At 72.7% G+C, this 26,199-nt stretch carries 20 protein-coding genes; 10 read left to right on the top strand and 10 right to left on the bottom strand.

The window, feature by feature from the left end; all coding sequences use genetic code 11:
• Positions 1-131 precede the first annotated feature (131 nt).
• Positions 132-566, bottom strand: a complete 435-nt coding sequence (locus tag ACFYX3_RS41240; protein WP_116165501.1) for a DUF3499 domain-containing protein — start codon at positions 564-566, stop codon at positions 132-134.
• Between the two features lie 321 nt (positions 567-887).
• On the opposite strand from ACFYX3_RS41240, the gene ACFYX3_RS41235 reads away from it, so the two are divergent.
• A complete protein-coding gene (locus ACFYX3_RS41235; protein ID WP_116160668.1) occupies positions 888-1,343 on the top strand; it encodes a metallopeptidase family protein in 456 nt (151 codons plus the stop codon).
• A 230-nt stretch (positions 1,344-1,573) separates the two neighbouring features.
• Here the strand turns inward: ACFYX3_RS41235 and ACFYX3_RS41230 are convergent, their stop codons facing one another.
• The 3 genes from ACFYX3_RS41230 to ACFYX3_RS41220 form a co-directional block, all read right to left on the bottom strand.
• The gene (locus ACFYX3_RS41230; RefSeq protein WP_389025182.1) at positions 1,574-3,091 is read right to left on the bottom strand and encodes a DUF5719 family protein; all 1,518 of its coding nucleotides are present in this window, start codon (positions 3,089-3,091) and stop codon (positions 1,574-1,576) included.
• A complete protein-coding gene (locus tag ACFYX3_RS41225; protein WP_389025180.1) occupies positions 3,088-6,771 on the bottom strand; it encodes a glycosyltransferase family 2 protein in 3,684 nt (1,227 codons plus the stop codon). The genes ACFYX3_RS41230 and ACFYX3_RS41225 overlap by 4 nt, the downstream gene beginning before the upstream one ends.
• 307 nt (positions 6,772-7,078) lie before the next feature.
• On the bottom strand, positions 7,079-7,342 hold the full coding sequence (locus tag ACFYX3_RS41220) for a WhiB family transcriptional regulator (protein ID WP_015033978.1): 264 nt from the start codon (positions 7,340-7,342) through the stop codon (positions 7,079-7,081).
• 701 nt (positions 7,343-8,043) lie between these two features.
• Here ACFYX3_RS41220 and ACFYX3_RS41215 point away from each other — a divergent pair.
• Genes ACFYX3_RS41215 through ACFYX3_RS41205 form a run of 3 tightly spaced genes read left to right on the top strand, consistent with a single transcriptional unit; the run spans position 8,044 to position 10,827 of the window.
• Positions 8,044-8,553 carry a cysteine dioxygenase family protein gene (locus ACFYX3_RS41215; RefSeq protein ID WP_352030028.1) on the top strand — a complete coding sequence of 170 codons (510 nt, stop codon included), beginning with the start codon at positions 8,044-8,046 and terminating at the stop codon, positions 8,551-8,553.
• Between the two features lie 13 nt (positions 8,554-8,566).
• Positions 8,567-9,523, top strand: a complete 957-nt coding sequence (gene cofD, locus ACFYX3_RS41210; protein ID WP_389025177.1) for a 2-phospho-L-lactate transferase — start codon at positions 8,567-8,569, stop codon at positions 9,521-9,523.
• A complete protein-coding gene (locus ACFYX3_RS41205) occupies positions 9,520-10,827 on the top strand; it encodes a coenzyme F420-0:L-glutamate ligase (RefSeq protein WP_389025175.1) in 1,308 nt (435 codons plus the stop codon). The genes cofD and ACFYX3_RS41205 overlap by 4 nt, the downstream gene beginning before the upstream one ends.
• Here ACFYX3_RS41205 and ACFYX3_RS41200 read toward each other — a convergent pair.
• From ACFYX3_RS41200 to ACFYX3_RS41190, 3 genes are all read right to left on the bottom strand, one after another.
• Complete coding sequence (locus ACFYX3_RS41200; RefSeq protein WP_389025173.1) at positions 10,824-11,759, bottom strand: DNA-3-methyladenine glycosylase family protein; 936 nt, start codon at positions 11,757-11,759, stop codon at positions 10,824-10,826. The genes ACFYX3_RS41205 and ACFYX3_RS41200 overlap by 4 nt on opposite strands.
• 421 nt (positions 11,760-12,180) lie before the next feature.
• A complete protein-coding gene (locus ACFYX3_RS41195; RefSeq protein WP_116160659.1) occupies positions 12,181-13,263 on the bottom strand; it encodes an NDP-sugar synthase in 1,083 nt (360 codons plus the stop codon).
• 125 nt (positions 13,264-13,388) lie between these two features.
• Complete coding sequence (locus ACFYX3_RS41190) at positions 13,389-14,798, bottom strand: peptidoglycan recognition protein (protein ID WP_389025171.1); 1,410 nt, start codon at positions 14,796-14,798, stop codon at positions 13,389-13,391.
• Positions 14,799-14,935: 137 nt separating this feature from the next.
• On the opposite strand from ACFYX3_RS41190, the gene ACFYX3_RS41185 reads away from it, so the two are divergent.
• The 4 genes from ACFYX3_RS41185 to ACFYX3_RS41170 all read left to right on the top strand — a co-directional run bounded on the left by ACFYX3_RS41185 (position 14,936) and on the right by ACFYX3_RS41170 (position 21,173).
• Positions 14,936-15,688 (top strand): TIGR03089 family protein, encoded by a 753-nt coding sequence (locus ACFYX3_RS41185; protein ID WP_389025169.1) that lies wholly within the window; start codon positions 14,936-14,938, stop codon positions 15,686-15,688.
• A gap of 538 nt (positions 15,689-16,226) precedes the next feature.
• Positions 16,227-17,417, top strand: coding sequence for an LCP family protein (locus tag ACFYX3_RS41180; protein WP_389025167.1), 1,191 nt, complete (start codon positions 16,227-16,229; stop codon positions 17,415-17,417).
• 229 nt (positions 17,418-17,646) lie between these two features.
• Positions 17,647-19,377, top strand: coding sequence for an LCP family protein (locus tag ACFYX3_RS41175; RefSeq protein ID WP_389025165.1), 1,731 nt, complete (start codon positions 17,647-17,649; stop codon positions 19,375-19,377).
• A 50-nt stretch (positions 19,378-19,427) separates the two neighbouring features.
• Positions 19,428-21,173 (top strand): LCP family protein, encoded by a 1,746-nt coding sequence (locus tag ACFYX3_RS41170; protein WP_389025163.1) that lies wholly within the window; start codon positions 19,428-19,430, stop codon positions 21,171-21,173.
• Positions 21,174-21,245: 72 nt separating this feature from the next.
• On the opposite strand, the gene ACFYX3_RS41165 is transcribed toward ACFYX3_RS41170, so the two are convergent.
• The gene (locus tag ACFYX3_RS41165; RefSeq protein ID WP_116160654.1) at positions 21,246-22,274 is read right to left on the bottom strand and encodes a glycosyltransferase family 2 protein; all 1,029 of its coding nucleotides are present in this window, start codon (positions 22,272-22,274) and stop codon (positions 21,246-21,248) included.
• Positions 22,275-22,485: 211 nt separating this feature from the next.
• On the opposite strand from ACFYX3_RS41165, the gene ACFYX3_RS41160 reads away from it, so the two are divergent.
• Positions 22,486-23,868, top strand: a complete 1,383-nt coding sequence (locus ACFYX3_RS41160; protein ID WP_389025192.1) for an LCP family protein — start codon at positions 22,486-22,488, stop codon at positions 23,866-23,868.
• A gap of 231 nt (positions 23,869-24,099) precedes the next feature.
• On the opposite strand, the gene ACFYX3_RS41155 is transcribed toward ACFYX3_RS41160, so the two are convergent.
• On the bottom strand, positions 24,100-24,645 hold the full coding sequence (locus ACFYX3_RS41155; protein ID WP_376594228.1) for an acyl-CoA thioesterase: 546 nt from the start codon (positions 24,643-24,645) through the stop codon (positions 24,100-24,102).
• Positions 24,646-24,775: 130 nt separating this feature from the next.
• Here ACFYX3_RS41155 and ACFYX3_RS41150 point away from each other — a divergent pair, with 130 nt between their 5' ends.
• On the top strand, positions 24,776-26,026 hold the full coding sequence (locus ACFYX3_RS41150) for an LCP family protein (RefSeq protein WP_389025160.1): 1,251 nt from the start codon (positions 24,776-24,778) through the stop codon (positions 26,024-26,026).
• An 83-nt stretch (positions 26,027-26,109) separates the two neighbouring features.
• Here ACFYX3_RS41150 and ACFYX3_RS41145 read toward each other — a convergent pair.
• A partial coding sequence (locus ACFYX3_RS41145) for an acyl-CoA dehydrogenase family protein (protein WP_144385854.1) occupies positions 26,110-26,199 on the bottom strand: 90 nt, incomplete at its 5' end.

Here is a 26,199-nt window from a genome sequence, read left to right as displayed (position 1 = left end):
CCCTCCTGAGTGCTCTGACACGCGTGTGCGGCGCGTGTACGGAACGCCAAAACTACCCGGAGCGGAGTCGAGGGGACGCGGACGGTGGCCGGTTGTCGTCCGTTGTCGTCCGTCGTCGCGTCGGTCGTCCGTCAGTTGTCGGGGGAACGGAGCACCCTGAGGTGTCCGCGGCGCCCGACCTCCATGGGGTCGCCGCCACGGCCTCCGCCGCCCTTGCCGCCGGCCTCGGCCGCGCGCTCGTGGGGGCGGGCCGCCTCCCGGACCGCGTTGGCCAGCGCTTCGAGGTCGTCGCCGCTGGGGCGGGCGGGGGCGGATCCGTCGGAGAGCCGCACCACCTCCCAGCCGCGGGGCGCGGTGAGGCGCTCGCTGTGCTCGGCGCACAGGTCGTAGCAGTGGGGCTCGGCGTAGGTGGCGAGCGGGCCGAGGACCGCAGTCGAGTCGGCATAGACGTACGTCAGTGTCGCGACGGCAGGGCGGCCGCACGCGGTGCGCGAACAGCGACGTACAGGGCTCACGACGTTGGACGGTACCGCACTCTTGAGCGGGCCGCGACGACTCTCCCTCAGGTCACTCCACCGTGTCGCGGTGTGACGTCCGCCACCCCCGTTCGAGTGGTGGTCGCTCTGACCTGCGAGGGAGGGGACGCAAGGGGGTGGGGGTGGGGAGCTATCCGGACACCTTGGGATACAAATCCGGTCAACCAGGGCCAGATGGCCGATCGCGACGGGCTGTCGAATCGGGCGTCGGTCCGGCCGGAATGTTCAGAATTCGACAGAGGGCGCGGCGGGGGTGCGGCCGGGGCGGGGCGGGAGTGCTTGCCACGCCGGGAAGTCGGCGTGGATACGCCACGGTCCTGTGGGACGGATGGGGGTTACGCTGCGTCAGTGATGGACAGTCCTGTGCCGCCGAGCCCTTCGCACCGTCCCGCGGAGCCCCCGGCCGAGCCCCGGGTCCGCCGCCGCGACCGGCACGGCCGCGGGATGCGGGGACCGGTCGCGCCGCCTCAGGTGCCGCTCTCCGCGAGCCGGGCCGACACCTTCCGCGATCTCGTCCTCGACTCGGTGGAGCGCCTCGAACGGCGCTGGCCGCAGCTGGCGGACGTCGACTTCCTGGTGATGGAGGTGCCGCCGCCGGTGCCGGGCGAGACGGTGCCGCTGGGGGGCGCCGTGCCGGCCGAGAAGGGGGAGCCGGCTCGGGTGGTCGTCTATCGGCGGCCGGTGGAGATTCGGTCGAAGAGCCGGGACGAGCGGGCACTGCTGGTCCACGAGGTCGTGGTGGAGCAGGTCGCTGAGCTCCTCGGGCTCTCGCCCGAGTCTGTCGATCCTCGGTACGGGCAGGACTGAGGCCCCGCCGGGTCCGTGACCGCGCCCCGGGTGCGGTGCGGGTTCAGGCGCGGGAGCCTAGGCCCGGCAAGGGGCGCCGTCCCGTGTGCCCACCCTCCCCCGAGCTCTCGGCTTCGCCCGAGCAGGGGGACCCCCATCGCCCTGCGGGACGATCACCCACGCGGGGGGCGGGGCGTCGCCCACGCAGGCGCGGGCCCGCACGCGGGCGGGGCGCCGCCGTGACGCACGGCTCAGTCCAGTACGCCCAGGTCCTGGTGGGCCGTTGGGACCTCCACCGTGCCTCGGTCGTCCACGAACGTCTGGATCGTGAACATCGGAGTGCCGTCCTCCGGGAGGGCCAGTGTCCGGGACGCGTAGACCTTGCCGCCGGAGAGCGGTTCGACGGTCAGTGCGTAGGAACCCTTGAGGCCGCCGGGGACGAGGTCGGTCAGGACGGTCGTCGTGCCCGCCTTGACCGTGACGGTCCTGGACACCGGCGTACCCCCCTCGGAACCGGCCGAGGCGGTGACCTTGACCTGGGCGTCGGCGCCGGGGGCGGTCAGGGAGAGCGTCGTGCCCTTGGCCCGGTTGTCGGCGACCGTCGCGCGGGCGGAGACGGCGGCGACCGCCGGGACGAACGCGATCTCGGTGTTCTCGCCCTTGCCGCGCACGACTTCGAGCGCCGCCACGACCGGCGTCGGCTTCTTCGGGTCGCTCGGGGTGAGCAGCAGGGAGCCCACCGCGCCCCGGGTGAGGTCCGGCAGGTCGACTGCGGCCGTCATCCCCGACTTCACGTGGAGCGAGCCGCCGCCCGCCGGGACGATCGTGCCGCTCGCGGTGACCAGCTGGACCTTGAGGTCGGCGTCCTCCTCACCGGGGGCGAGGGCCACGAGCCGCACGGCGGTGGCGTCGGCCGGGATGCCGGGGAGCACGGCGGTGCTCGCCGGGTCGGCGGCCGGGGAGATCCAGTCGCTGCCGAGCTTGTCGTCGGCCGCGGCGAGGGCGGCGCCGACGCGTCCGCTGCGGGTGGTGACGTGGACGGTGACGTCCCGCTGCCCGGCCGCTTTCGTGAGGGTCGGGAGGAGCACCGGGACGGTGGAGTGGGCGGGGACCGGGATGCCGTCGGGGAACTCGGGCTTGAGGACGCCCTCGGGGCCGTACAGCTCGATGTCGGCGACGGCGCCCGCGTCGTCCGGGTTGGTCAGGTGGACGTAGTCCTGGCGGTCCTTGCCGGTGGAGGCGGCCGGGAACCAGAAGTCGGTGTCGGGGGCGCCGCAGGAGAGGCCGAGGAGGCCGCGCGCGCCGCCCGCCGGGACGACGGTGGTCTGCTGGACGGTCCAGCCGGGGGCGAGGGTGCCGGTCGCGGCGCCGGTGAGGGCGGGCACGGAGCCGCCGTCCGCCTCGGCGGTGACGGGCTTGCCGGGGGCGGTGACGGTGGCCGGCGCCTTGGCGGGCTTGGGCTTCTTGGCGGTGCCGTCCGCGGTCGCCGCGGTCGCGGCGGTCCGCAGCAGGGCCGTGGGCTGCTCGGCCTTGCCTGCGGCGGCCTTACCCGCAGCCGTGCCCGTCGGGGTGTACGAGGTGTACTGCGTCTCGGCCACCTCCGACGTGCTGGGGGCCGGGCAGACCAGGCCGGCGCGCTCCACCGGGAGCCGGGTGGTGGCCTTCGCCTCGGGGGCGGCGGCGCCGTCCGGGGCGGTGAGGGCCGCGAAGCCGGTGACGGCGGCGAGGGCCGTGGCGCCCGCGATCAGGGAGAGGGTCGTGCGCTTCACTGGTTGCTGCTCCCGTCGGGACGCTGCTCGGTCTCGTGGCCCTGGGCGTATCCGTAGCCGTAGCCGTACGGGTCGTACTGCTGCTGGTCGTACTGCTGGGGCTGGTCGTAGCCCTGCTGCTCGTACCCCTGCTGCTCGTACCCCTGCTGGGGGTACGCGTACGGCTGCTGCTGGTACGGGTCGGCCGCGTAGTCCTGGTAGTAGCCCTGGTCGGCGTACTGCTGGGTCTGCGGCTGCTCCTGCGGTGCGGGGGCCTGGGCGTAGGCCGGGTCGTAGCCGCCGTCCCAGTCCTGTTCCTGGTCACGGGGCTCGTAGGGCTGCTGCTCAGGGATCGGGGCCGGTTCGTTCCCCGTGGATTCCGGGAACTCGGCGTTCTCGGCGTTCCCGAAGGTCTCCGTCGCCTCCGTCGCCTCGGAGGCCTCCGCGGCGGCGCGCAGGCGGCGGGCTCGGCGGCCGTCGCCCTCGGTGGCCTGGGCGGGGATCGCGAGCTCCTCCTCGGGGAGGTCGTCGTCGATCTCGCGGCGCCGCCCGGGCAGGGCGAGGACGAGCAGGACGAGGGCCAGGCCGGCCTGGGCCCAGATCCAGGCGGTGTGCCCGATCGGCTCGTCGTACGTGAGGTCGAGGCGGCCGCCCCCGGTGGGGAGTTCGAAGCCCTGGGCCCAGTCGTCGACGGTGGTCCTGGTCAGTTCCCTGCCGTCGAGGGTGGCGGTCCAGCCCTCGTCGGCGCGGTCGGCGAGGCGCAGGACGCGGCCCGCGGGTCCGGCCGGGATCTGCGTGTGCGCCTCGACGGGCCCGGCGGCGACGGCGACCGTCTTGGCGGTCCCCTCCGCGGCCGCGTCCTTCGTCGCGTCCTTGGACGCGGGCGGCACGATCATGACGCGGGCGATCTCGCGGTCGACGCGCCAGAGCGCGCTGCCGTCGAGCTGGCTGAGGCGGCTGAGGCCGGGCGTGGAGTCGAGGACGCGGCTCATCTGGCGCGGCGCTCCGTCCCGTACGAGGACGTAGCGGATCGCGTAGCCGCTGAGCTCCTGCGTCTGGTCGGCGCCGGAGCCGGCGACGAGGTGGGCGACGACCGCGTCGAGACGGGGGTCGGCCTCGGCGGCCTCGGTGAGTTCGGCGTCGCCGAGGCGGGCGCCGGAGCCGCGGACCAGGGTGTAGGCGACCTCGCCGGGCGTGCTGCCGCCGAGGACGAGGGTGCGGGGCTGGTCGCGGGTGCCGCTCTCCTCGGCGACGAACGCCGGGACCTGGACCGGGTCGCGGCGGGTCAGCGGGCCGTCGGCTCCGCCGATCATCCAGCCGGCGGCGGCGACGGCGGGGCCGACGGCGCAGGCGAGGGCGATGAGGGCGGCGACGGGCTGGCGCCAGCCGAAGCCGTGGGCGGCGACGCGGGTGCGGCCGCCCTCGGCGCCGATCATGCCGGCGGCGATGAGGGCGGCGGCGTACACGAGGGTGGCGGGTCCGGCCCAGCCGGTGCCGCCGGCGCCGTTGGAGAGGACCGCGAAGAGGAGTCCGGCGAGGGCGGCGGCCCAGGCGGCGCGGACGGCGAGCTGCCGCTCCTCGCGGAGGAGGCCGGCCAGGCCGGCGAGGACGAGGCCGAGCAGGAGCAGGCCGCCGGTGGTGCCGGGGCCGCCGGGGCTGGTGCCGAGCAGGTCGAGCGCGGTGGCCGTACCCGTGCGGACGTCGACGCCGGCCTCGCGCAGGAAGGCGCCGGGGTCGGTGAGGAGGCTGAGCGACCAGGGCGCGAGGACGAGCATCGGGGTGCCGACGGCGGCCAGGAAGCGCAGTCCGTACGCGGTGAGGTCGGAGCGGTTCGCGACGAGCGCGCCGAGGCCGAGGAGGACGGCGAGCGGCCAGACGACCGGGGTGAACGCCGTCGCGAAGGTGAGCAGGAAGGCGTACGCCCAGGTGGCGCGCCAGCTGCCCCGGTCGGGCCGGTTGAAGCCGTGGGCGGCGACGGCGGCGCGGGCGATCAGCGGGAGCAGGATCGCGAGGACGGCGGTGCCGAGCCGGCCGGCGGCGAGGGCCCCGGTGGCGGCGGGCAGGAAGGCGTACGCGATGGCGCCCCAGGCGCGCAGGAGCCGGGACTCGACGATGCCGCGGGCGGCGAAGTACGCGGTGAAGCCGGCGAGCGGGACCGAGCAGACGAGCAGCAGGGTCAGCGCGGTGGAGGTGGAGCCGAGGAACAGCGCGGAGAGCGCGGCCAGGACGGCGAGGTAGGGCGGGGCGGTCTGGGTGCCGCCGGTGCCGAGGGCGTGCCAGGAGTCGGCGTACCGCGACCAGAGCTCGGAGACGGTGTCGGGGGCGGGCAGCAGGGCGCCGCCGGCCAGGGAGCCACCGGCGAAGAGGTTGCGGCAGGCGACCAGGGAGACGAGGAGGAGCAGGGCGAAGAGGACCGGTCCGGGTTTGCGGGCGATCTTCTTGAGCCGGGCGAACTGCTCGATCTCCAGGTAGTCGGCGTCGTCGCCGCCGGGTCCGGACTCGACGACGCCGTGGCGGGAGCCGCCGGTGTCGGCCTCGTTGCCGCCGAAGTGGGAGGCGATCTGCTCGACGGTGGCGCGGAGGGTGGCGCCGGGCGCCGGGAAGAGGGACCGGAACTCGCTGTTGGGGACGGTCCCGTTCCTGCGGCGCTTGCGGGCGGCGAGGATCTTCTCGGGGCGCAGCAGGGTCGCGAGGAGGCCCATGACCTCGTCGACGGCCTGGACCGGGGCCTTGCCGACGAGGTAGGCGAGGGTGCGGACCAGGGTGCTGAGGACGAGCCGTACGAGGATGTACGGCAGGGCGCGTCCCCGGGTGTTGGCGAGGAGGGTGTGGACGGCGCCGGCCTTGTCGACGCGGTGCGGGTTGGCGGCGGTGCGTCCGGCGCAGTCGACGGTGCGGCGCTCGCGGGCGGAGGCCTCGGCGTGCCGCAGGACGGCCTCGGGGGCGACGAGGACGTGGTGGCCCGCGGAGTGCGCGCGCCAGCACAGGTCGACGTCGTCGCGCATGAGGGGCAGGCGCCGGTCGAAGCCGCCGAGCTCCTCGAAGACGTCGCGGCGGATGAGCATGCCGGCGGTGGAGACGGAGAGGACGGAGCGGACCTGGTCGTGCTGGCCCTGGTCCTGCTCGCGGCGGTCGAGTCCGGTCCAGCGGCGGCCGCTTCGGGCGATGCTGACGCCGGCTTCGAGGAGCTGCTTCCTGTCGTACCAGCCGCGCAGCTTGGGGCCGATGACGGCGGCGTCCGCGTCGGACTCGGCGACGCGCAGGAGTTCGGCGAGGGCGCCCGGTGTGGGGGCGCAGTCGTCGTGGAGGAGCCAGAGCCACTGGACCGGCTCGCCGTGCGGGAGTTCGGGGAGGTCGTACGCGTCGTCGTTCCAGGTCCGGCTGACGGGGTCCCAGCCGCTGGGGCGCTTCAGGTAGGGCAGTTCCTCGGGTCCGAGCAGCGGCGCGGTGCGCGCGGCCTCCTCGACGGCGGCGCCGAAGCCGGTGCGGCGCGCGAGGTGCAGGACGCGGTCGGCGCCGATGGCGTCGGCGACGAGCTGCGCCGATTCGTCGGCGCTGCCGGTGTCGGCCGCCACCACGTTCTGCACGGGGCGCTCCTGGGCGAGCAGCCCGGCGAGCGCGTCGGGCAGCCAGCGGGCGCCGTCGTGGGTGACGAGCACGGCGGTGACGACGTGTCGCGGAAACTCAGGAGTTGAGGACATCGAGCTACGGGCCCTCCGGCCGGGGTCGCCCGCGGGGGGCGTGGGGAGCGTCTCGGACGGAGGCCCACACTAACGGCTGTACGCGGGGCGGTCCGCCGCCCTGTGGACAGACCGTGCGGAAGCGTGCACCTGCCCGTGGACGGCCGGGGCGGGAGGATTTCGTACCGGACACGCCTCGTACCGGAGGCTCCGTACCGGAGGCTTCGGCCCGGGAACGCAGAACGGTCCGCCGCCTGTGGCCGGTGCACAGGGGGCGGACCGTTCGAGGTGGTCGCGGGCCCGGACGTGGTCCGGGGCCGGGTGCCGCTCAGACGGCGGCCTTCTTCAGACGGCGTCGCTCGCGCTCGGAGAGGCCGCCCCAGATACCGAACCGTTCGTCGTTCTGCAGGGCGTATTCGAGGCACTCGGAGCGGACCTCGCACGCGAGGCAGACCTTCTTGGCCTCGCGGGTCGAGCCGCCCTTCTCGGGGAAGAAGGACTCGGGATCGGTCTGGGCGCACAGCGCGCGCTCCTGCCAGCCGAGTTCCTCGTCCGCGTCCTCGACCAGCAGTTCCTGGAACAACTCGGTCATGTGCGCCCCTCGTCTGTTCTGTGCGTCCCCGTGATGTTGCCGGGGCGAAACCCGGCCGAACGACACGAGTGAAATTACAAGTTCGTGCTCTGTGCGAGTCAAGCCGAGATCTGCTATTGGGCCCCGTATTCACTCTGCGGAACCAAGCCTATGCGGAAAGTGTTCAAATCACCAAAAAACGTGACACATGCCGTCGACCCGACCGCGCCGCGCCGCCTCACGGAGGAGGACGTCGAGGACGTGGATCTTGTTGCGATCCGGCCACGGAAGCGATTTGGATCACAGTCCGATCACGCCCCCGGGATGTTTAAGGGCGCGGTCGATGCGCCATCTCTCCTGGTCCGCGCCTGAACAAACCTTTCTCCGGGCACAGTAACCGGATGAGGTGAAACATTACCCCCAAATCGGGCATTGAGTTGACAGTCGGGTGCCCCTCCGGCCACCTTGGATGCCATGCCAGCGACCACAGCGCCCTCCGCGACCCACAGCCGTGGGTTCCGCCGCGCTGTCCAGGCGCGCTGTTGCTGTTGCTGTCCCAGCTGTTGATGCCGTAGCGCTCCAGCCGCCGAAGCCGCAGAGCTTCGGCCGTCGGTGCCGCAGGGCTCCGGCTCCTTCCCCCAGCGTCACCCCGCGTCACCCGTGTCACCTCTCTTCCGTGACCCCCCACCGCTTCTGTTTCTGCTGAGGAACCTCCCCACCCCATGAACATGGACAGCGACCTTCAGATCGCCGGCGACATCCTCGAGGTCCCGCACCTCCTCCAGCCCGAGCGCGCCCACCCCGTCACCGTGGCCGAGTTCGCCGGCCTCGCGCGCTCCATCGCCGACGACCGCTCCCAGTGGGCCCCGTACGTCGAGTACGACGCCACCACCCGCTGGTACCACCGCCTGCGCACCGGCCCCGGCTACGAGGTCTGGCTGCTCTCCTGGGTGCCCGGACAGGGCAGCGGGCTCCACGACCACGGCGTCTCCTCCGGCGTCCTGACCGTCCTGCAGGGCGAGCTCACGGAGCGCACGGAGCGGGGCGTGCGGACGCTCGACGGCGGCGCGCAGCGGGTGTTCGCGCCCGGATACGTCCACGAGGTCGTCAACGACTCCCTCGAACCGGCCGTCAGCCTGCACGTCTACTTCCCGGGTCTGACCGAGATGCCGATGCACGAGTCCCTCCAGGGTCAGTGCGCCCCGGCCGCCCCGGAGGTTCTGTCCGCCTGACAAACTGCTGTGCATGCGCATTGTGGTTCTGGCCGGCGGCATCGGTGGTGCCCGTTTCCTTCGCGGCCTCAAGCAGGCCGCGCCGGACGCGGAGATCACGGTCATCGGCAACACCGGTGACGACATCCATCTCTTCGGGCTGAAGGTCTGCCCCGACCTGGACACGGTGATGTACACCCTCGGCGGTGGCATCAACGAGGAGCAGGGCTGGGGACGTACGGACGAGTCCTTCACCGTCAAGGAGGAGCTCGCGGCGTACGGGGTCGGGCCCGAGTGGTTCGGCCTCGGCGACCGCGACTTCGCCACCCACATCGTCCGTACGCAGATGCTCGGCGCGGGCTACCCGCTGAGCGCCGTCACCGAGGCGCTGTGCGCCCGCTGGCAGCCCGGCGTCCGGCTCCTCCCCATGTCCGACGACCGCGTCGAGACGCACGTGGCGATCGAGGTGGACGGCGAGCAGCGCGCGGTGCACTTCCAGGAGTACTGGGTGAAGCTGCGCGCCTCCGTCGACGCGAAGGCGGTCGTGCCGGTCGGCGCGGAGGCCGCGAAGCCCGCGCCCGGCGTGCTCGAGGCGATCGCCGAGGCGGACGTCATCCTCTTCCCGCCGTCCAACCCGGTGGTGAGCGTCGGGACGATCCTGGCGGTGCCGGGGATCCGTGAGGCGGTCGTCGCGGCCGGGGCGCCGGTCGTGGGCCTCTCCCCCATCGTCGGCGACGCGCCCGTGCGCGGCATGGCCGACAAGGTGCTCGCGGCCGTGGGCGTGGAGTCCACGGCGGCGGCGGTCGCCCTGCACTACGGCGCCGAACTCGTCGGCGGCTGGCTCGTGGACACCGTGGACGCGGGCGCGGTCGCGGAGGTCGAGGCGGCGGGCATCGCGTGCCGCGCGGTGCCGCTGATGATGACGGACGTGGACGCGACGGCGGCGATGGCGCGCGAGGCGCTGGCCCTGGCGGAGGTGGTGCGGGGGTGAGCGGGACGACCCCTTCGTACCGGGTCTGGGCGCTCGGCGGATTGCCCGAGGTCGCCGCCGGGGACGATCTCGCCAAGTTGATCGCCTCCGTGTCGCCGGAACTCGTCGACGGGGACGTCCTGATCGTCACCTCCAAGATCGTCAGCAAGGCCGAGGGCCGGGTCGTCGCCGCCGACGACCGCGAGGAGGCCATCGACGCCGAGACGGTACGGGTGGTGGCGCGGCGCGGCACCCTCCGTATCGTCGAGAACCGGCAGGGGCTCGTCATGGCCGCCGCCGGGGTCGACGCCTCCAACACCCCTTCCGGGACCGTGCTGTTGCTGCCCGAGGACCCCGACGCCTCGGCACGGCGCATCCGCTCGGGGCTGCGCGAGGCGCTCGGCGTCGACGTCGGCGTCGTCGTCACGGACACCTTCGGACGGCCTTGGCGCGCCGGTCTCACCGACGTCGCGATCGGGGCGGCCGGCGTGCGGGTCCTCGACGACCTGCGCGGCGGGACCGACGCGCACGGCAACCCGCTGAGCGCGACCGTGGTCGCCACCGCCGACGAGCTCGCCGCCGCCGGCGACCTGGTGAAGGGCAAGGCGGCCGGGCTCCCGGTCGCCGTCGTCCGGGGCCTGCCCCATGTGGTGGGCGGCGACGGAGAGGAAGGCGCGCGGGCGCTCGTACGCTCCGCCGCCGACGACATGTTCCGGCTGGGGACCTCGGAGGCCGTACGGGAGGCGGTGACGCTGCGGCGTACCGTACGGGAGTTCACCGACGATCCCGTCGACCCGGGTGCGGTCCGGCGCGCGGTCGCCGCCGCCGTGACGGCCCCGGCGCCACACCACACCACGCCGTGGCGGTTCGTGCTCCTGGAGTCGGCTCCGTCGCGGACGCGGCTCCTCGACGCGATGCGGGACGCGTGGATCGCGGACCTGCGGCGCGACGGCAGGTCCGAGGAGTCCATCGCCAAGCGGGTCCGGCGCGGGGACGTCCTGCGCGACGCGCCCTACCTGGCCGTGCCCTGCCTCGTCATGGACGGCTCCCACCACTACGGCGACCCGCGCCGGGACGCCGCCGAACGCGAGATGTTCGTGGTGGCGGCCGGCGCCGGCGTGCAGAACTTCCTGGTCGCGCTCGCCGGTGAGCGGCTCGGCTCGGCCTGGGTGTCCTCGACGATGTTCTGCCGGGACGTCGTACGGGACGTCCTCGGGCTGCCGGAGGGGTGGGACCCGATGGGCGCGGTCGCGATCGGCCACCCCGCGGCGCCGCCGAAGGAACGTCCGGCGCGGCCGGCGGCGGAGTTCGTCCGGGTCCTCTAGAGGGCTGCGATGTTTCCCGGCGTCGTACGGGGGGCCCGGCGCGGCGGTATGCGGCCGCTGAGGAGGATCAGACGGGCCGCCCGGTGGCGCTGGCCCGCGTACGGCGCCAGGAGCTCCAGCATCGCCTCGTCGTCGGCCGTGCGGTCCCCCGCGAGCGCCCAGCCGACGATGCCCGGCAGGTGCAGGTCGCCGGTCGTGACCTCGTCCGGGGCGCCGTTGCTGCGCTGGATCGTCTCGGCGCTCGTCCACGGGCCGATGCCCGGGATCAGCTCCAGGCGCTTCCGGGCCGCCGGCGGGTCCATGTGCGCGGCCTCCTCCAGGCGGGCCGCGACCCGCGCCGCGCGGACGATCGTGGCCGAGCGCTTGCCGTCGACGTTCGCGCGGTGCCACTCCCAGGACGGGATCTGCGTCCACGCGCGCGCGTCCGGCATCACGTACAGGCCGTCCGGCGCCGGGCCGGGGGCCGGCTCGCCGAACTTCCGGACGAGCGTCCGCCACGAGCCGTAGGCCTCGTTCGTCGTGACCTTCTGCTCCAGGACCGACGGGATCAGCGACTCCAGGACCAGGCCGGTACGGGTGAGGCGCAGGCCCGGGCGGCGGCGGTGCGTCGCCAGGAGCAGCTTGTGGCGGGGGACGAAGGCGGTCGGGTCGTCCTCGGCGCCGAGGAGTGCGGGGAGGGCCTCCAGGAGCCACTCCCGTCCGGGGCCCCAGGCCTCGGCGCCGTCGGTGCCGATCCGGACCGTGCCGGGGCCGTCCGGGGTCCGGCTGGCCCGCCACACCGAGCCGTCCGGGGTCGCCCGGAAGGTCGGATCGGCGGGGCCGCGGCGGAGGGGACCGAGGGTGAGACCCAGGGCGTCGCCGGTGACGGGCAGGACGATGTGGCCGCCGCGGACGGTGGTGCGGGTCGATCTGGGAGCGAAACGGCCGGCCATGGGTACGAGCGTAGCTGCGCGGGGCCGGGCGGTGCGGGGCGCGCCGTGTGGCCCGCGCCCTTGCGAGGCGGCGCCCGCGCCCTGGTGGACCCGTGCCCGCTGCCGTGTGGGCAATCGTCCCGCTGGGGCGGGACGGGTGGGCACACGGGACGGCGCCCTTGGCGGCGCCTCCGCGTTCCGCGCCTTGACCCGCACCACGTTGTGCGCCGCTCTGTACGTGCGGGTTCGGGCTCGGGAGCCTCTGGCGCCGGCAAGGGGCGCCGTCCGTTGTACCCACCCTCCCCCAAGCTCTCGGCTTCGCTCGAGCAGGGGGGACCCCCTCGCCCCAGCGGAACGAATGCCCACAACGGCGAGGCGCGGGCCCACAACGGGGGCGCGGAAGCGCCGCCCACAACGGGGGCGCGGGTCGCGCCCGCGGGGGCTACTGGTCCGAGGAGAAGCGGACCGCGCCTGCGGGGAGGGTGGCGTTGCACCAGATGCGGACGCCCTCGCGGAGTTCGTTGTCCGGGCCCACCTGCGCCCCGTCCCCGATGACCGCCCCGCTCACCACCGTACGGGCGCCGATGCGCGCCCCCGCGCCGATCAGGGAGTCCGTGATCACCGCGCCCGGTTCGACGACCGCGCCCGCGAGGAGGGTGGAGCCGGACACCCGGGCTCCCTCGCCCACCACCGCGTCCGCGCCGACCACCGTGCCGCCGGTCAGCTTCGCGTCCGGGGCGACGCGGGCCGACGGCAGGACCAGGCGGTCGCCGCAGCGGCCCGGGACGGCCGGAGAGGGGGCGCGGCCCAGGACCAGGTCGGCGGAGCCGCGGACGAAGGCCTGCGGGGTGCCGAGGTCCAGCCAGTACGTGGAGTCGACCATGCCCTGGAGGTGCGCCCCGGAGGACAGCAGCTCCGGGAACGTCTCGCGCTCGACCGAGACCGGACGACCCGTCGGGATCGTGTCGATGACCGAGCGCCTGAAGACGTACGCGCCCGCGTTGATCTGGTCCGTGACGATCTCCTCCGGCGTCTGCGGCTTCTCCAGGAAGGCCGTGACGCGGCCGGTGGCGTCCGTGGGGACCAGGCCGAAGGCACGCGGGTCCTCGACCCGGGTGAGGTGGAGCGAGACGTCCGCGCCGGAGGAGGAGTGGGTCGCGACGAGAGCCTGGATGTCCAGGCCCGTGAGGATGTCCCCGTTGAAGATGAGGACGGGCTCGTCGGGGCCCGAGTGCAGCCGGGACGCGACGTTCCGGATCGCGCCGCCGGTGCCGAGGGGCTCCTCCTCGGTGACGTACTCCAGGCTGAGTCCGAGGGCGGAGCCGTCACCGAAGTGCGGCTCGAAGACCTCGGCCAGGTAGGAGGTGGCGAGCACGATGTGCTCGACGCCGGCGGCGCGGGCCCGGGCCAGCTGATGGGTCAGGAAGGGGACGCCCGCCGCCGGGACCATGGGCTTGGGCGTGTTGACCGTGAGGGGTCGCAGCCGTGTGCCCTTGCCACCGACCAGGAGGATCGCTTCTGTCACCTTGTCGTCTCTGCTTCCTGTTCGGGGCCGGTCGTCTCGCCCGTCTCGGTCGTCCGTGCGATATGACCGGTCAGTTTATGCAGATGGTTGCCTCCATGACCCCATCCGCGACGTCCGCGCCGCCGTCAGGGCCTTCCCTGGAACTTGGCCGAGCTCGTACGGGCCGTGCCGAGCTTGCTGTACAGGCGGCCGCCGGGGCATTCCGTCGCGAAGCCGTCGCGGTGGCCGGCGATGGAGTTGAAACGTACCGTCGTGCCCTTCTTGAACAGGTTTCCGCCACCTGAGACCAGGTACGACGTCCCCTTCGGGTTCACCCCGTGCAGCCCCAGCTTCCAGGCCGTCAGGCGCGCCACTGCGGTCACGACGGCGGCCGGCGGGGTGCTCTTGGTGAAGGTGCCGAGGACGGCGATGCCCATGCTGTTGGTGTTGAAGCCGAGGGTGTGCGCTCCCATGACCGGCTTGGCGACGCCGCCGGCCCGGCCTTCGTAGATGTTTCCGCACTTGTCGACGGCGAAGTTGTAGCCGAAGTCCCGCCAGCCGCTGCTCTTCACGTGGTAGCGGTAGATGCTGCGGAGCACGGAGGGCGCCTGCTTGCAGGTGTAGTTGTTGCCGGTGGCGCTGTGGTGGACGAAGGCCGCCTTGATGGTCTTCGTGTAGACGAAGCCCTTCTCGCGGATGCTCTCGTCCGCGCCCCACCCCTTCCGGGTGATGATCTTGGGCTGGGGACCGATGTACGGCTTGGCCGCGGCGGCCGCCGGGGCGGCGAGGACCGCCTGCGACTGCGGCATGTTCCGGACTTCGCGCTCGGTCTCCTCTTTGGAGAGCGCCGGGATCCATGTCGCTCCGTAGGGGGCGAGCCGGGCGTTCACCGCGCTCGCCTCCACCTCCGCCGCGCTCATGCCGGCCAGGGCGGCGGGGGCCATCACGCCGCGGGTCCGCGGAGCCGTCCCTTCCGGCGCGGTCCGCTCCGGTGCGGTCCGCTCCGGCGCGGCCACCGGGGCCTCGCCCGGGTCGACCAGTTCGAGCCGGAGGCCCGCCGGGAGCCGTTCCTCCCCCCGTACGCGGATCTCGACGCCGTCCGAGTCGCCGACCCACAGCGGGGCGGTGGAGCCGCGGAGCGCCCGGGCCGAGCCCTCGGCGGTGTCCGGGTCGGCACCGTGCTCCTCGTTGTGGGTCTCCACGTCCTGCCACTCCGACCAGGCGCCGCCGCCGGCGGCCCGGGTGCGGACCTGCACGGTGCCGTGCAGCGGGGCCTTCGGGTCGTTCCAGACGACGCCGACGAGCGAGAAGGGTCTGACGTCCCGTCGGCCGAGCCCCTGCTCGCCGGAGCCGGCCGCGCCGCCGAGGGCACGGTTGGCGGCGCCGAGCGGTTCGAGCGGCAGCGACTGGGTGGAGCCAGGGAGTTCGGGCGCGGGTGGCAGTGCGAAGGCGGCCGCGGGTGGCGCCGAGGCCGCCGCCGGCACGGTGAGGGAGACCGGCAGGGCGAGCACCGCCGCGCAGGTGACGGCGATCGAGGAGGCGAGTGAGGCACGCATGGGCCGATCGTGCGTACCGCCGGGGCGTTCCGCGCGCCGGGATCCGGCCGGGAAACTGACGGGCCGTCGGGCCGACCGGAGGACGGCGTCACCGGTACGGCGGACCCCGGCGTACGCGCGCGCGTACGCTGTCGGGCGTGAACGCCAGCGACCGCACCCCTGCCGACCTGCTGCGATCCGCGCTCGCCGCGGACCCCGCCCGCCCCTTGGTCACCTTCTACGACGACGCCACCGGTGAGCGCGTGGAATTGTCCGTCGCCACCTTCGCCAATTGGGTGGCCAAGACGGCGAACCTGCTCCAGGGCGAGCTGTCCGCCGGACCCGGCGACCGGCTCGCGCTGCTGCTGCCCGCGCACTGGCAGAGCGCCGTCTGGCTGCTGGCCTGCGCGTCCGTCGGGGTGACCGCGGAGATCGGCGGGGACCCGGCGGACGCGGACGTCGTGGTGGCGGGTCCCGACACCCTGGAGGCGGGGCTCGCCTGCTCCGGGGAGCGGATCGCGCTCTCCCTGGCCCCGCTGGGCCGCCGCTTCCCGGCCGCGCCCGCCGGATACGCGGACTACGCGGTCGAGGTGCCGAGCCAGGGCGACCGGTTCGCCCCGTTCGTACCGGTCGATCCGGAGGCTCCCGCGCTCGTCGTCGACGGTACGGAACGCAGCGGGGCCCAGCTCGTCGAGCAGGCCCGCACGGACGCGGCGGCCCTCGGCCTCACCCCCGGCTCCCGCCTGCTCTCCGGCCTCGACTACGGGGACTGGCAGGGCCTCTCGTCCGGCCTGTACGCCCCGCTCGCGGCGGGCGGCTCCGTGGTCCTGTGCCGGAACCTGGACGCGCTCGCCCCGGAGGGCCTGGAGAAGCGCGTGGAGAGCGAGCGGGTGACGCACACCGCGCTCTGAGCCGTACCGGCGCGTGCCCGACAAGCACACCTGCCCGCCCACGCGCCGGCACCACTCCCTCCACACCGGCCGAGCGCCCGGCCGTCACACCCCGGCACCAGCCCCACCCGACCTGGGCTTCGGCCCACCACCAGGACCGCCTGGAGAAGCGCGTGGAGAGCGAGCGGGTGACGCACACCGCGCTCTGAGGCGCCTCGGCCAGACCGGGACGGCGCTCTGGCCCGTCCCGGCTCCTGCCCGACAAACGCACCCGTCCGCCCACGCGCCTGCGCGGGGGATCCCACACCAGCCGAGCGCCCGACCGACACCCTCCGGCACCAGCCCCCACTCAGCTGGGCGGAGGCCCACCATCAGGACCCCGGCCGAACCCGTTCGGCCCAGAGACACGCCGAGTCCTCCGGTCCGGGGGACGCCTCCGGTACATGATCGGCCGGGGGGAGTCGACTCCTTCCGCACAACCATGCGTCGGGTTCGGCCGTCTCCTTCAGTGACCGGCGGACGCCCGGCGCGCCGCCGACGCCCGAAGGACGGACCAGACGTGACGGACCGTGCAGGCACGCCCGCCGAACCGGATCCCCCGGCAGCGGAGGACGGGGCTCCCGACGCCCAGGAGGAGCCGCGACGACGGCGCCACTGGCTGCGCTGGACGGCCCTCGGCTGCTCGGTCGTCGTGCTGGCCGCCGCCGGGGTCGGCTGGTGGTTCTACCGGAAGCTCGACGACAACATCACCACCGACACCACGGCCGCCGCCGAGCTGGAGAAGTACGAGAAGGAGCGCCCTCCGGCGGGCACCACCTCCGCGCGGAACATCCTGCTCATCGGCTCGGACACCCGGGCCGGCGAGGGCAACCGGAAGTACGGCAAGGACCAGGGCACCCAGCGCTCCGACACGACGATCCTGCTGCACCTGGCGGCGGGGAAGGCGAGCGCGACGGCCGTCTCCCTGCCGCGCGACCTGATGGTGACGATCCCGAGCTGCCGCAAGGCGGACGGGACCCGCACCCGGGAGCAGTTCGCGCAGTTCAACTGGGCGTTCGAGTTCGGCGGTACGGCATGCACGATCCGTACCGTCGAGAAGCTGACCGCGATCCGGATCGACCACCACATGGTGATCGACTTCCGGGGCTTCAAGAAGATGGTGGACGCCGTCGACGGGGTGGAGGTCTGCCTCAAGGAGCCCGTGGACGACCGGGACGCGAAGCTGAAGCTGCCCGCGGGCCGCCAGACGCTCCACGGGGAGCAGGCCCTCGGTTTCGTACGGGCCCGCAAGTCGATCGGGAACGGCAGCGACACGGAACGCATGGACCGCCAGCAGCAGTTCCTCGGCGCCCTCGTCAACAAGGTGCAGAGCAACGGGGTGCTGCTCAACCCGGCGAAGCTCTACCCGGTCCTGGACGCGGCCACGAAGGCGATCACCACGGACCCGGGCCTCGACTCGCTGCGGGACCTGTACGACCTGGCGCGGGCCATGCGGGCCATCCCGACGGACAAGGTGCAGTTCCTCACCGTCCCCCGCCGGTCCTACCGATACGACGCCAACCGGGACGAACTCGTACAACCCGCTGCGAGCGACCTCTTCCGGCAACTGCGCGAGGACAAGCCCGTCCTGGTGACGCCCGAGAGCGAGAAGAAGGGCGGCGACGGGAAGCCCGACGGTACGGAGACGACGGGACCCTCCGCGACGCCGACCTTCACGGGACGAAACGCGGCGGAAGGGGTGTGCGAGTAAAGCGCGAACCAAGGGGAGAGCGGACAGCGATGAGGTTTGGGCAAATTGCCCGGTTGTAAGGTGCGTGGAATTTGTCACGGACGTCGCCCCACGCTGAACTGGGCGGATAGTGTGACGCGATCCGGTGCACCCCGACCGCGTGGTCGCACTCATAAGGATCGAAGACCGAGAGAGCGGCGCCCTGTGGGGGAGGCGCCTCGCGTGGCACCGACGGAGGACTCGAGTAACCGTGGACGCGCACAGCCGTGGACGGGCGGACGAGATCGACCCCGCCGACCAGTGGGTCCTCAACCCGCGGACCGGCAACTACGAACTGCGACTGGACCGCTCCGCTGGGCAGTCGCGGCCGCAGGCTCCGTCCCGCCCCCGCAGAACCACCGCCCCCGCACCCGCGCCGGCCGACGGCCCCGCCGAGGCACCGGTCCCCGGCCAGCGCCGCCGCCGCGCCCCCGAACCGGCCGACGCCGGCCAGGTCCCGCCGCAGAGCCGCCGCAAGCGCAAGCAGGGCAAGCAGGGCGCGAGCCGCAAGAAGAAGGTCCTGCTGTGGACCGGCGGCACGATGGCCTTCGTCCTCGTGGGCGGCGCGGCGGGCGCGTACGCGCTCTACAACAAGCTGAACAACAACCTCGACGTCGTCGACGTCGTCGGCAAGAACACCAACGCCGGGTTCGCCAAGGGCAAGGCCTTCAACATCCTGGTCATCGGCACCGACAAGCGCACCGGCGAGGGCAACGCGGGCTACGGCGACAAGAACAGCCCCGGCCACGCCGACACCACGATCCTCTTCCACGTCTCCAAGGACCGGACGAACGCCACTGCGCTCTCCATCCCGCGCGACATGAAGACCGACATCCCCGAGTGCCAGTCGCGCCAGCCCGACGGGACCATCAAGACGATCCCCGCCGAGACGGACGTCCGCTTCAACGTGAGCCTCGGGCAGGACGGCCGCGACCCCGGCTGCGTCATGCGCACGGTCGAGGAGCTGGCCGGCGTCCAGGTCGACCACTTCATGATGGCGGACTTCAACGCCGTCAAGGAGATGACGACCGCGGTCGGCGGCGTGAAGGTCTGCGTCGAGAAGGCCGTGAACGACCCGAAGTCCCATCTGAAGCTGCCCGCGGGCGAGTCGGTCGTGAAGGGCGAGCAGGCCCTCGCCTTCGTCCGCACCCGGCACAGCTTCGGCAACGAGAGCGACCTCGACCGCATCAAGGTCCAGCAGCAGTTCCTGAGTTCGATGATCCGGCAGATGAAGTCGGACGACACTCTGACGGACCCGGGGAAGCTGTACGACCTCGCCAACGCGGCGACGAGCGCCCTCACCGTCGACTCGGGCATAGGCTCGCTCACCAAGCTCGAGGACCTGGCCCGCGAGCTGTCCTCGATCGACACCAAGAACATCGCGTTCACGACCCTGCCGGTCATCGACAACCCCGCCGAGAAGATCAGGGCGACGGTCGTCCCCGACCCGGTGAAGGCGCCGCAGCTGTTCGCGATGCTCCAGTCCGACACCTCGCTCACCGAGGTGAAGAAGAAGCAGCAGGACGCCAAGAACGCGCAGGCCGCGCTCCTCAAGGGCACGCGGTCCACCGCCGCCGAGGTGCGCGTCGACGTCTACAACGGCAGCGGCATCACCGGCGCAGCCCAGTCGACGATCAACTGGCTGCAGAACGAAGAGGGCGTGACCCGCTCCAGCAACAAGAGCAACGCCCCCGAGAAGGCGGCGAAGACCACGCTCACGTACGCACCGAACCAGGCCGATCAGGCCCGCAAGCTCGCGGACATGATGGGTCTGCCCGCCACGGCTCTCAAGCCGGGCACGCAGGACGCCGGGGAGCGCGAGCCCATGACGCTCGTCCTCGGTGCCGACTTCAAGGGCGCGGGGGTGCCCATCGCCGGACCGGCAAAGGCGCCGAAGGATCTGGTGAAGGTGGAAGCTGACAAGCAGGTGTGCGCCAAGTGACCCGGAAACACCGGGGCTTGACGTTACTCTGACCGACGAGGGGACCTGGGGTGGGACAGAACAGCGTGCGTGGGGAGGGAACGCGGAAACGCGTTCCACGCGCCCGTGAACTGGGCTGGGACGACGATCTGCACGGCGCCGGCGCGGCGACCGGCGCGGGCGGCGGTCCGTCCGAGGAGGCAGCGGAGAGCGACGCACCCGCGTCGACCCGCGCCTCGCGCCGACGCGGCGGCGGTACGGGCCCGAGCGGGCGCGCCGCGACGCGCCGGCAGGCGAAGAAGACCGGCAAGCGCAAGGCCATGCGCTGGGTGGCGATCACCCTGTCGGTACTGATACTCGGGACGGCCGGCGCCGGTTTCCTGTACTACAAGCACCTGAACGACAACATCCGCGGCGGCAGCCGCGCGGGCGGCGACAGCGGCGTCAAGAAGGCCGCACCGAACGCGCTGGGCGACACCCCGCTGAACATCCTGCTGATCGGCTCCGACAGCCGGAACGACGAGAAGAACATCGCCCTCGGCGGCGGCCGGGACGACAAGAACCGCAAGCCCCTCGCCGACGTGCAGATGCTGCTGCACGTCTCGGCCGACCGGAAGAACGCCTCGGTCGTCTCGATCCCGCGCGACACCGTCCTCCACATCCCGGAGTGCAAGGACGATAACGGCACTCCCTACGCCGCCACCGACAACCGGCCCATCAACGAGTCGCTCCAGCGCGGCGGTCCCGGCTGCACCCTCACCACCTGGGAGAGCCTCACCGGGGTCTACATCGACCACTGGATCATGGTCGACTTCGCCGGTGTCGTGGCCATGGCCGACGAGGTCGGCGGCGTCCCGGTCTGTGTGAAGTCCGGTGTCAGCGACCACCCGACCAAGGCGCAGCCCGGTGGCTCCCACCTGAAGCTGCCCGAGGGGACGCACGAGGTGAAGGGCGTGCAGGCGCTCCAGTGGCTGCGCACCCGGCACGCCTTCGGCAGCGACCAGAACCGCGCCAAGGCCCAGCACATGTACATGAACGGCATGGTCGAGAAGCTCCAGAAGCAGAACGCCTGGACCGACACCGGCCGCCTCATGGGCCTGGCGGAGACCGCCACCAACGCGCTCCAGGTCTCCGACGAGATCCGTTCGGTGAAGGGGCTCTTCGATCTGTCGATGCAGCTCAAGAACGTGAAGCTGAACCGCCTCACCACGGCGAACATCCCGACGGCGGAGTGGCCGCAGGACCGCAACAAGAACATCCTGGTCAAGTCCGCGGCCGACAAGATGTTCCGGATGCTCCGCGACGACGTCGCCTTCGACAAGAACGGCGACCCGGCCGGCAGCAAGCCGAAGCCGACCGCCTCGGCCAAGCCCAAGGCCACCGCCGAGGCGCCCGGTTCGCTCGGCGTGACGGTCGTCAACGGCACCGGCAGCGACACCGAGCCCGCCGCCGAGGGCCGCGCCCGCGCGATCGCCGAGCTCCTCCAGGGCAAGGGCTTCGCCCAGGCCGAGTCCTCCCAGGAGGGGGGCAACCGCCCGGACACCGTGGTCACCTACCCCAAGGGGGACGGCGACCAGGGCAAGGCGAACGCCCAGTCCGTGGCCAAGGCGCTCGGGCTGCCCGACTCGGCCGTCCGGGCGGACGCGAAGGCCGAGAACCTCACGCTCGTCGTCGGCGCCGACTGGCGCGAGGGCACGGTCTACAAGAAGCCGGCCACCGAGGCCGGTGACATCCCGGACGGCGCGCAGGTGATCCGGGGCGACGAGAAGGACTGCATGGAGATCTTCGACCCCTACAAGTGGGACGGAAAGAGCTGACCCCACGCGATACACACGAAGGCCGGGCCCCTGGAAAGGGGCCCGGCCTTCGCCGTGTTCGTGCGCGGCGCGTCAGACGCGTTCCGCCTTCACCGCCGGGCGGCGGCTCGCGATGACCTTCTTCGCGAGGGAGCGGGGGCTGGTGAGGAAGCCGAAGCCCCAGGACATGTGCATGGTCGCCAGGGCCACCGGGATCTGCAGGCGGGCCTTCAGGGACAGGCCCTTGCCCGCCGGGAGGGAGCCGGCCGTGATCGCGGCGAGGTAGCCCGCCGGGATCACGAAGCCCAGCGGGGTGAGGGCGGCGCCCACGACGAGGCCGGCGGCGATCGCGACGACGGCGGTCGGCGGGGCCAGGTAGCGCAGGTTGATGGAGCCCTGGTGGTAGCGGGCCACCACGTGACGCCAGCGGCCGTAGTCCTTGTACTGCTTCGCCAGCGCCTTCACCGAGGGCCGCGGGCGGTACTGGACGCGGAGCTCCGGCGAGAACCAGATCAGGCCGCCGGCCTCGCGGATGCGGAAGTTCAGCTCCCAGTCCTGGGCGCGGATGAACTCCACGTTGTACCCGCCCTGCTGCTCCAGCGCCTCGCGCCGGAAGACACCCAGGTAGACCGTCTCCGCCGGGCCGGCCTCGCCGCCCGTGTGGAAGGCGGCGTTGCCCACACCGATCTTCGAGGTCATGGCGGCGGCGACCGCGTCCTCCCAGGCGTTCTCGCCCTCGGCGTGCATGATGCCGCCGACGTTCTGCGCGCCGGTCTCCTCCAGGAGCCGGACCGCGGTGGCGATGTAGTTCGGGGAGAGCATGCCGTGGCCGTCCACGCGCACCACGATCGGGTGCGTGGAGGCCTGGATCGCCGCGTTCAGCGCGGCGGGGGTACGGCCGGTGGGGTTCGGCACCGTCTGGACGCGGCGCTTGTCCGAGGCAGTTTCGCGGACGAGCTCGGCGGCGATCTCGTCCGTGCGGTCCGTGGACGGGCCGAGGGCGATCACCACCTCCATCTCGCCGTCGTACTCCTGCTCCAGGATGTGACGAACCGAGGTGCGCAGGTGCCGTTCCTCGTTGAGGACCGGCATGATCACGGAGACGGGGGGCGTGGCGTTCATTGCCCGCCACGTTACCGCGAATGGGGGACACCGGTGCGCGCCGAGCGGGTGGTGCGCCCTTGCGCTGATCGTATGGGCCTACCGTGCTCACGGTTCCCCTGTCCCACCGCGGAGGTGTCCGTCCGTGCCCACACCGCCCCGCACGCCCCGCCCCCGGCCCGCCGCCCGCCGCGCACCGGTCCGCCGGCGGCGGAGGCGCCCCCGGTGGGGGATGCGGATGGCGACGGCGCTGTCCGTGACGGTCCTCGCGGCCGGCGGGATCGGGCACGCCGTGGTGACCGGCCTCGACACCGGGATCACCCGCGTCGACCCCTTCAAGGACATGAAGAACCGGCCGCAGGCCGGGCACGGGATGAACGTCCTCGTCGTCGGGACGGACGGGCGGGACCGGATCACCGCCGAGGAGAAGAAGAAGTACCGGCTCGGGGGTGCGCCCTGCCACTGCACCGACACCGTCATGCTCGTCCACATCTCCGAGGACCGGGAGCGCGCCAGCGTCGTCAGCCTCCCCCGTGACTCGTACGCCGAGATGCCCGAGCACACCGACGTGAACAGCGGCCGGAAGCACCGGGCCCACCCCGTGAAGCTGAACGCCGCCTACGCCGAGGGCGGGCCCGGGCTGACCGTACGGACCGTCGAGTCGATGACCGGCGTCAAGATCGACCACTACCTGGAGGTCGACTTCACCAGCTTCATGCGGACCGTCGACGCGGTCGGCGGCGTGCAGATCTGTACGACGCGGCCGCTGAAGGACTCGTACACGGGACTCGACCTCTCCCCCGGCACCCACGAGCTCGACGGCGGGCAGGCCCTGCAGTACGTGCGCTCCCGGCACATCGACGGGGCCGCCGACCTCGGCCGCATGCAGCGGCAGCAGCGGTTCCTGGCGGCGCTGATCGAGCGGATGACGACGGGCGGGGTACTGCTCAACCCGGTGCGGTTCCGTGAGGTCGCGACGACGATGCTGAGCTCCGTACGGGCCGACGAGGAGTTCGGTACGGATCAGTTGCTCGCCCTCGCCAAGGCGATGCACGGCTTCACGCCGGCCTCGTCCGAGTTCGTGTCCGTGCCGATCGGGGACATGAGCTTCCCCGTGAAGGGCATCGGCTCGACGGTGAAGTGGGACGCGCCGAAGGCGCAGAAGCTGTTCCAGGCCGTACGGGACGATCGGCCGCTGGCGGCGGCTGCGCGCGCGGGGACCCCGACGTCGGGGAAGGCGCCCAAGGCCGCCGTCGTGGACGTGCCGCCGCGGACGATCCGCGTGCAGGTCTACAACGGGACCCGGACGGACGGGCTCGGCCGGAAGGTGGACGACGCGCTGCGCGCCACCGGCTTCGACACGACGCGCACGCCGCAGACCGAGGCCGGGAGGGAGCGGGGGCGGACGGTGGTCGAGTACGACCCGCGGTGGGACCGGTCGGCGAAGTCCCTGGCGGCGGCCCTGCCCGGGGCCGAGCTGCGGGCGGTTGCGGGGCGGGGGCCGACGATGCGGGTGACGGTGGGCGGGGACTACAAGGGGGTCGCGGCGGTACGGGCGGAGACGGGCGGTGCCTCGTTCGAGGCGGTCACGGGGGACCAGGTCGTCTGCCCGTGACGGCGGTGCGGGCCGCCGTGTGGGCAGTCGTCCCGCAGGGCGGGACGGGTGGGCACACGGGACGGCGCCCCTAGCGGCGCCTCCACGTTCCGCGCCTTGACCCGCACCACCAGGGTGCCGTCACTCGCGGTGCGGGTCCAGGCTCGGGAGCCTCTGGCGCCGGCATGGGCGCCGTCCGTTGTGCCCACCCGTTCCGCCCCGGCGGAACGCATGCCCACAACGGGCGCGGGGTCAGTCCTCGTAGCCCTCGGCCGCTCGGCGTTCGCGTAGTTCCTTGATGGCCTGGCGGCGGGCCAGGCGGTGGGTGCGGCGGATCTGGGCTTCCTGGTTGCGGCGCTTGTCCTGTTCCGTCTCCGGGATGACCTGGGGGACCCGGCGCGGCTTGCCGTCCGCGTCGACGGCCGCGAAGACGAGGTAGGCGGAGCCGACCTGCGTCGCGGGCGTGGACTCGTTCCAGCGCTCGGCCATGACCCGTACGCCGACCTCCATGGAGGACCGGCCGGTCCAGTTGACCTGGGCCTTCACGTGGAGCAGGTCCCCGACCCGCACGGGCTCGAGGAAGGCCATCTCGTCCATCGACGCGGTGACCGCCGGCCCGCCCGAGTGGCGGCCGGCGACGGCGCCCGCCGCGTCGTCCACCAGCTTCATGATCACGCCGCCGTGCACCGTACCCAGGAGGTTGGTGTCATGACTGGTCATGATGTGGCTGAGGGTGGTGCGGGACGCGGAGGTCGGCTTGCCCGGGATGTCGCCCGGGGTATCGCCCTGGTCTGTCATGTCCTCCACCTTATGCCGGGTCCGGCCCCCGTCCCCGTCGGGTCCGCTTTGCATCAGCTTGGCAACAGCACCGGTCCGATCCTCCACCCGGACTGTCGTCCGGAAAGGGCCTCCCGGCACACTGGTCCGTATGAATGACTGGCCCGATCAGCCCGAGGGACCCCGCCGGATGAGCCACGTGCAGCGCCCGCAGGTTCCGCAGCAGCCGCCGCGTTCCCAGCAGGGCTACGGCCAGGGTGGTGGCCAGGGGTACAACCCGAACTTCACGCAGGCTCAGAACCAGGGGTACGACTCCGGTTACAGCTCCGGCCAGGTGTACGGCGGTCCCCAGAACCAGGGCGGCAACGGCGGGGGCGGCATTCCCCCGCAGTACGCGCCTCCCGGCCCCGGGCGGCCCGCGCCGGACTGGCGCAAGCGCATCAAGGTCGGCTCGATCGTGCTGGCCGTGGTGGTCGTCGGCTGGGGCGTCGGCACGTACGCCTGGGCCAGCTCGCAGATGCGCAACGAGGTCGACCTCTCCAAGGTCATCGAGCGGCCGGCGGAGGGCGACTGCACGACGTACCTGATCGTCGGCTCCGACAGCCGTGAGGGCATGACCGCCGAGGAGAAGAAGAAGCTCCACACCGGCTCCGCCGAGGGCAAGCGGACCGACTCGATGATGATCCTCGCGGCCTGCTCCAGCGGGAACACGATGGTCTCGCTGCCCCGTGACTCCTGGGTGACGATCCCGAACTTCGTCGGCTCCGAGTCGGGCAAGTCGTACCCGGCCCGCGGCGGCTCCAAGCTGAACGCGGCCTACGCGATGGACGGCCCCGAGCTGCTCGTGCGGACCGTCGAGTTCAACACCGGTCTGCACATCGACCACTACGCCGAGATCGGCTTCGCCGGCTTCGCGAACATCGTGGACGCGCTCGGCGGCGTCGAGCTGAACATCGACAAGGGCTTCAAGGACAAGAAGTCCGGCGCCGACTTCCAGGCCGGCACGCAGACCCTCAACGGCGAGCAGGCCCTGGCCTTCGTCCGTACCCGGTACGCCTTCGCCCAGTCGGACCTCCAGCGGACGAAGAACCAGCAGAAGTTCCTCTCCGCCCTCGCCAACCAGGCGGCGACGCCGGGCACGATCCTCAACCCGTTCGCGCTGTACCCGACGCTCGGCGCCGGTCTGGACACGCTGATCGTGGACAAGGACATGTCGCTGTACGACCTCGGGAAGATGTTCTTCGCGATGAAGGGCATCAGCGGCGGCGACGGCAAGTCGATGAACATGCCGATCAACGGCACCGCTCCGCAGAACTCCCTGAAGTGGGACATGCCGAAGGTGAAGCAGCTCGTCGAGCAGATCAAGAACGACGAGCCGGTGACCGTCACCTCGGACCGCTGACGGCGACACGACGCCAGCAGCCCCCGGCACCGCGTGGTGCCGGGGGCTGCTCCCGTCTTCCCGTTCCGCCCGTGGACCGGTGGTTACGGGAGGTTGCGGGCCATGACGATGCGCTGGACCTGGTTGGTGCCCTCGTAGATCTGGGTGATCTTGGCGTCGCGCATCATGCGCTC

Source organism: Streptomyces sp. NPDC002463, assembly GCF_042889835.1.
Taxonomy (GTDB): domain Bacteria; phylum Actinomycetota; class Actinomycetes; order Streptomycetales; family Streptomycetaceae; genus Streptomyces; species Streptomyces nymphaeiformis.
The sequence above is the reverse complement of the archived record's forward strand: the minus strand, read 5'-3'. Positions and strand labels throughout refer to the sequence as shown.